The sequence below is a fragment of the Kitasatospora sp. NPDC056076 genome (assembly GCF_042266305.1).
In the GTDB taxonomy this organism is placed as follows: Bacteria; Actinomycetota; Actinomycetes; order Streptomycetales; family Streptomycetaceae; genus Kitasatospora.
The window spans coordinates 1-4,590 of the sequence record NZ_JBHJWG010000109.1; the positions used below are offsets into that span (position 1 = coordinate 1).

Here is a 4,590-nt window from a genome sequence, read left to right on the forward strand (position 1 = left end):
CCGGTGGAGCGGATGATGCGGGACGCGAAGATCACCCAGATCTACGAGGGCACCAACCAGGTCCAGCGGATCGTGATGGCCCGCAACCTGCCGTAGTCGCCCGGACCTTCGAGACGGCCCCCGACCGCCGCCGTGCGGTCGGGGGCCGTCGGTCGTCCGGCTGTTCGTCCGGCATCGAACCTTCCTGGACGAGCGGGCTGCCGGATGTCATAAATGATCGTCAACTCGTTTGCCGAGAACGATCATTGCGGGAGTCCACGGATCATGAGCAGCACCCCCGAGCAGCGCACCGACGGCAAGGTCTGGCTGATCACCGGCGCCAACTCCGGCTTCGGCCAGGCCATCGCCGAGGCCGCCCTGGCGGCCGGCGACACCGTGGTCGCGGCGGCCCGCCGCCCCGAGGCGCTGGCCGAACCGGCCGCCGCCCACCCGGGCCGGCTGGTCCCGGTGCGGCTGGACGTCACCGACCAGGAGCAGATCCTCGCCGTGGTCGCCGAGACCGTGCAGCGGCACGGCCGGATCGACGTCCTGGTCAACAACGCCGGGCGCGGCGTGATCGGCGCCGTCGAGGAGACCACCGACGCCGAGCTGCGCGACCTCATGGAGCTGCACTTCTTCGGCCCGGCCGCGCTCGCCCGGGCCGTACTGCCGCACATGCGGGCCCGGGGCACCGGCGCCGTGGTGCAGATGAGCAGCATGGGCGGCCGCTTCTCCTTCCCCGGCGTCGGCGCCTACTCCGCCACCAAGTTCGCCCTGGAGGGGCTCTCCGAGGCGCTGGCCCAGGAGGTGGCCGGCTTCGGGATCAAGGTGCTGGTCGTCGAGCCGGGGTCGTTCCGGACCGGCTTCGCGGGCGGCGGCGCGCTGGCCCACTCCGCCCCGATCGAGGCCTACGAGCCGCTGGTCGGCCCGGTCCGCACCGGCCTGCCGGACTCCGACGGCAAGCAGCCGGGGGACCCGGCGAAGGCCGCCGCGGCGATCCTGGCCGCGCTGGCCGCCGAGCGGACCCCGCTGCGGCTGGCGCTCGGCACCGACGCGGTGGACGCCGTCCTCGGCAACCTGGAAGGTGCCCGCCAGGAGGCCGAGGCCTGGGCGGCGGTCGGCCGCGGCACGGACTTCCCGGCCGGCAGCTGACCCCGCTCGCGGGGGGAATCAGGGCGACGGCCGGCAGCCCGGCTGCCTAGGCTGCCCGCCATGCGCACCACGACCGACACGCTCGGCCTCGCCCGGCTCACCCCCGAGAACATCGACGCCGCCCTCGCCCTGCGGGTCCGGCCCGACCAGGAGGGCCTGGTCGCCCCGGTGGCGAAGTCGCTGGCCGAGGCGTACGTGCACGGGGACACGGCCTGGCCCCGGCTGATCCTGGACGGCGGCCGGCCGGTCGGCTTCGTGATGGCCTTCTTCGACATCCGCTTCCACCCCGAGCGGCCGGACGACCGCCCCCGTTCCGGCCTGTGGCGCCTGCTGGTCGACGCCGGGCAGCAGGGCGGCGGCTACGGCCGGTTCGCGGTCGAGCAGGTCTGCGCGGAGATCCGCCGCCGCGGCGGCACCCGGGCGACGGTCACCTACCACCCGGGCCCGGACGGCCCGGCCGGGTTCTACGCCCGGCTGGGCTTCCGGCCCACCGGCGAGCTGAGCGGCGACCAGGACGTGGCGGAGGTGGAGCTGTAGCCGCCCTGTCCCGCCCCGCACCGTGCGGGCCTGCTCAGTCGAGCAGTGCGGCCGCCTGCTCCCGGGCCTGCCGCAGCCACTCGGCGCGCTCGGCGGCGGGGGCGCCGGTGACGGTGCGGAACACCGTCCGCCGGACGTCGGTGACGCCGACGTACGGCAGTACGCAGGCCGCCCAGATCCGTTCCAGCGGGTCGCCGAACTCCTCGCGCTCCCGGGCCTCGGGGGTGTCCGAGGTGTTCAGCACCAGGGCCCGCCCGGCGCGCAGCAGTCCGGCGGGTTCGCCGTCGGCGGTGCCGAGCTTGTAGGCGACGCCGGGGGCCAGGACCCGCTGCACCCAGCCCGCCAGGACCGCGGGCGGCATGCCCCACCAGTTGGGGTGGATCAGCACCAGGGCGTCCAGGGTGGCCACCTCGGCGCGGTGCGCGGCGAGTTGCGGGTCGGTGGCGGTCCCGGCGTCGTCGACCGTGCCGGTCTCCCCGGCGGTGAGCAGCGGTGCGAACCCGTCGGCGTACAGGTCGTGCGCCCGCACCTCGCAGCCGCGTCCGCGCAGTTCGTCCACCACGGCCTGGTACAGCGCGTGGTTGAAGCTGCCCGGCCGCGGATGTGCCAGGTAGACCCCGATCCGGTTCATGTTCCGCCCCCCTCAGGCTGGTTGGAGGCCGATGCTACTGGCCGGCCGTTGCGGTCGCGGCCCGTGGGGCGCCCGTGGACGCCCGGTACTGTGTGCACACGCACGCAACCTCGGTACGATGAACGGCATGGACCGCGCCGATCTCTCCCTGGGCCCCCTGTCGGAGCAGGACCACGCCTTCTACGGCCTGGTCTGGGCCGGCACCACGCTGGCCGCCCGGGTGGACCGGGAGCTCGCCCGGGTGCACGGCCTGCCGCTGTCCTGGTTCGAGGTGATGCTCTGGCTGGCCGGGCAGCGGGAGCCGGTGGCGGCCTCCGACCTCGGTGCCAAGACCATGCTGAGCCGCAGCCAGGTCTCCCGGGTGGTCGACGCCCTGGCCGGGCGCGGGCTGGTGGCCCGGACGCCCTCGGCCTCGGACGCGCGCTCGGTGCGGATCGAGCTGACCGAGCGGGGCCGCGCGCTCTTCGCCGAGGCGGACGCCACCCGGCGGGCCGCCCTGGCCCCGGTGTTCACCGACCGGCTGGACCCGGCGGACATCGCCGCCCTGGAGACGGTCTGGCGCAAGCTCAAGGCCTGAGCCCCACCGGCGGCCGCCCGACGCCGGCCGGCGAGCGGGACGAGCGGGATAACACGCCGCCGTGACCTCGCCCCCTACGGGGGTGGCGCGCGACGCGCGGCCGCTCGTGCCATGATCCCTGCATGGGTTCCAACGTTTTCTTCGACATCACCATCAACGACGAGCCGGCGGGCCGCATCGTCTTCAAGCTGTACGACGACGTCGTCCCGAAGACCGCGCGCAACTTCCGTGAGCTGGCCACCGGCCAGAACGGCTTCGGCTACGAGGGCTCCGGCTTCCACCGCGTGATCCCCGCCTTCATGCTGCAGGGTGGTGACTTCACCAACCACAACGGCACCGGCGGCAAGAGCATCTACGGCGAGAAGTTCGAGGACGAGAACTTCAAGATCAAGCACACCCGCCCGGGCCTGCTGTCGATGGCCAACGCCGGCCGCAACACCAACGGCTCGCAGTTCTTCATCACCACCATCGTCACCGACTGGCTGGACGGCAAGCACGTCGTCTTCGGCGAGGTCGTCGAGGGCATGGACCTGGTGAAGAAGATCGAGGGCCTCGGCTCGCAGAGCGGCCGCACCTCGGCCGTCATCAAGATCGCCAAGTCCGGCGAGGTCGAGTCCGTCTGACCGCAGCCCTCCGGGGCCCCTGACGCACGCCACCGCCCCGGAGCGGGGAGTCGGATCCGCCGATCCCCCGCTCCGGGGCGGTGGTGTCTTCCGTGGCGCCTCCCACGGTGCCTCCCGGGGCGCGTCCTAGGCCGAAGGACCGATGCCGCACCCCTGCCGCCCGGGTGGAGAATGGGCGGGTGGATCATGAAGATGCGTACGAGGGAATGGTCCCGGCCGCGCGGACGGCCTATCTGGAGCGGATCGGGGTGCCGGATCCCGGGGAGCCGTCGGCGGCGGGTCTGGCGCGCTTGCAGGAGGCCCATCTGCGGGCCGTCCCGTTCGAGAACCTGAGCGTCCACCTCCGCGAGCCGATCGTGCTGGACCCGGCGGCGCTGGTGGCGAAGGTCGTGGACCGGCGGCGCGGTGGCTTCTGCTACGAACTCAACGGCGCCTTCGCCGAGTTGCTGACGTCGCTGGGGTACCGGGTGAGCCTGCTGGCGGCCCGGGTGTTCGACGGGGAGCGGCCCGGGCCGCCGTTCGACCACCTGGCGCTGCGGGTCGACCTGGACGAACCCTGGTTGGTCGACGTGGGGTTCGGCCGGTTCACCCGGCACCCGGTGCGGCTGGACGGGCGCGGGGCCCAGAGCGACCCGCACGGTACGGCGCTGCTGCGGCCGTACGGCGACGACGGCGACCTGGACGTCCTGCTGGACGGGGTGCCGCAGTACCGGGTCGGCCGGCACCCGCACCCGCTGTCCGACTTCACCCCGACCTGCTGGTGGCACGCGACCTCGCCGAAGTCCCCGTTCGCCCGGGGGACCACCTGCTCGATGCTCGCCGCGGACGGCGGCCGCACCACCCTCAACGGCACCCGGCTGGTCCGCACCGCCCCGGACGGCACCCGCGCCGAGGAGGAACTCACCGACGCCGCCGCGCTGTCCGCGTACCGCGAGCACTTCGGCATCGTGCTCGACCGGCTGCCGGGAGCCGTCCCGGCCTGAACGCGCGCGGGGGCCCGTCCGTCGGACGGGCCCCCGCGCGGGCGGGCGAATGAAAACGGGGACCCCCGGTGGGTATTTTAAAACACCAAGAAAACGGGGGGAAATGGG

Annotated in this window: 7 protein-coding genes; 6 read left to right on the forward strand and 1 reads right to left on the reverse strand. The window is 73.8% G+C overall.

All coding sequences use genetic code 11. From position 1 onward, the window contains the following. The 3 genes from ACFC1T_RS38115 to ACFC1T_RS38125 all read left to right on the forward strand — a co-directional run. Positions 1 to 96, forward strand: a 96-nt coding sequence (locus ACFC1T_RS38115) for an acyl-CoA dehydrogenase family protein (protein WP_157849844.1), incomplete at its 5' end; no start/stop codon positions are given. A 168-nt stretch (positions 97 to 264) separates the two neighbouring features. Further along, positions 265 to 1,131, forward strand: coding sequence for an oxidoreductase (locus tag ACFC1T_RS38120; protein WP_375897330.1), 867 nt, complete (start codon positions 265 to 267; stop codon positions 1,129 to 1,131). 60 nt (positions 1,132 to 1,191) lie between these two features. Then, positions 1,192 to 1,668 (forward strand): GNAT family N-acetyltransferase, encoded by a 477-nt coding sequence (locus ACFC1T_RS38125; protein WP_375897333.1) that lies wholly within the window; start codon positions 1,192 to 1,194, stop codon positions 1,666 to 1,668. Positions 1,669 to 1,702: 34 nt separating this feature from the next. Here ACFC1T_RS38125 and ACFC1T_RS38130 read toward each other — a convergent pair whose 3' ends face one another. After that, on the reverse strand, positions 1,703 to 2,299 hold the full coding sequence (locus ACFC1T_RS38130) for an NAD(P)H-dependent oxidoreductase (RefSeq protein ID WP_375897336.1): 597 nt from the start codon (positions 2,297 to 2,299) through the stop codon (positions 1,703 to 1,705). A gap of 127 nt (positions 2,300 to 2,426) precedes the next feature. Between ACFC1T_RS38130 and ACFC1T_RS38135 the strand changes: the two genes are divergently transcribed. From ACFC1T_RS38135 to ACFC1T_RS38145, 3 genes are all read left to right on the forward strand, one after another. Beyond that, entirely contained in the window at positions 2,427 to 2,876 is a 450-nt protein-coding gene (locus ACFC1T_RS38135) for a MarR family winged helix-turn-helix transcriptional regulator (RefSeq protein ID WP_375897339.1), read from the forward strand. Positions 2,877 to 2,998: 122 nt separating this feature from the next. After that, positions 2,999 to 3,499: a peptidylprolyl isomerase gene (locus ACFC1T_RS38140; RefSeq protein ID WP_375897342.1), complete on the forward strand. Its 501-nt coding sequence runs from the start codon at positions 2,999 to 3,001 to the stop codon at positions 3,497 to 3,499. A 179-nt stretch (positions 3,500 to 3,678) separates the two neighbouring features. Continuing rightward, positions 3,679 to 4,482, forward strand: coding sequence for an arylamine N-acetyltransferase (locus ACFC1T_RS38145; RefSeq protein WP_375897344.1), 804 nt, complete (start codon positions 3,679 to 3,681; stop codon positions 4,480 to 4,482). Positions 4,483 to 4,590 lie beyond the last annotated feature (108 nt).